We start from the raw sequence: 1,039 nt of genomic DNA on the forward strand, positions 1-1,039 counted from the left end.
AGAAGTGAACGTCTACTCTTACCGTCAACCTTTTCTAGTTGAACCAATGTTCAACGAGTTTACTAAAGAAACTGGCATCAAAGTAAACGTTAAATTTGCGAAGGAAGGTCTAGCAGAGAAACTAGCTCAGGAAGGCGAATACAGCCCAGCGGACGTTGTCCTGACTACTGATATCAGCCGTCTAGCAGAACTGACAAACAAAGGTCTAGTTCAGAAAGTTGATAGCAAGATCATTGAAGAAAATGTACCAGCTCAGTACCAAGACAAAGAGAATGAGTGGTTTGCACTTACGCTACGTACTCGCAGTGTTTACTCTTCTCGCGACCGTGTTGGCAAACTAGGTGCGGACTTTAACTATGCTGATCTAGCCAAACCAGAATACAAAGGTAAGATTTGTACTCGCAGCGGCAAGCACCCATACAACGTATCTCTTGTTTCTTCGATGATCGCTCACTACGGCGAAGCAGAAACGAAAGAATGGTTGGAAGGCGTAAAAGCGAACCTTGCTCGTAAACCTCAAGGTAACGACCGTGCACAAGTAAAAGCGATTAAAGAAGGTCTATGTGATGTTTCTTTGGGTAACAGCTACTACCTAGGCAAAATGGTTAACGACAAAGAGCAAAAAGCTTGGGCTGATGCGGTTTACATTAACTTCCCGAATCAAAAAACAACAGGCACGCACGTGAACATCTCTGGTATGGCGATGGCGAAATACGCTCCAAACCGAGATAACGCGCTTAAGCTAATGGAATTCTTGACTGGCGAAACCGCTCAGAAGATGTACGCAGAAGTGAACTACGAGTACCCAGTAAAAGAAGGCGTTAAGCGTTCTGAACTTGTGGAATCTTGGGGCGACTTTAAAGCAGACACGCTTTCTCTAGATGATATCGCTTCTCACCATGAAGCAGCGATTAAGCTACTAGATGAAGTGAAATTTGACCTTTAATTCCTTGTGGGGGTATAACTATACCCCCATTTGATTAAAGGATATGAGATGTATTTGCAACAGCATTTGTATTTCATACAGCCTTGCAGTAAT

At 43.4% G+C, this 1,039-nt stretch carries 1 protein-coding gene; it reads left to right on the plus strand.

Annotated elements, in window-relative coordinates; translation table 11 throughout:
- Nucleotides 1–946, plus strand: a 946-nt coding sequence (locus tag R7E78_RS24680; RefSeq protein ID WP_318058415.1) for a Fe(3+) ABC transporter substrate-binding protein, incomplete at its 5' end; no start/stop codon positions are given.
- Nucleotides 947–1,039: the final 93 nt, after the last annotated feature.

This window comes from Vibrio sp. YT-19(2023), from assembly GCF_033337395.1.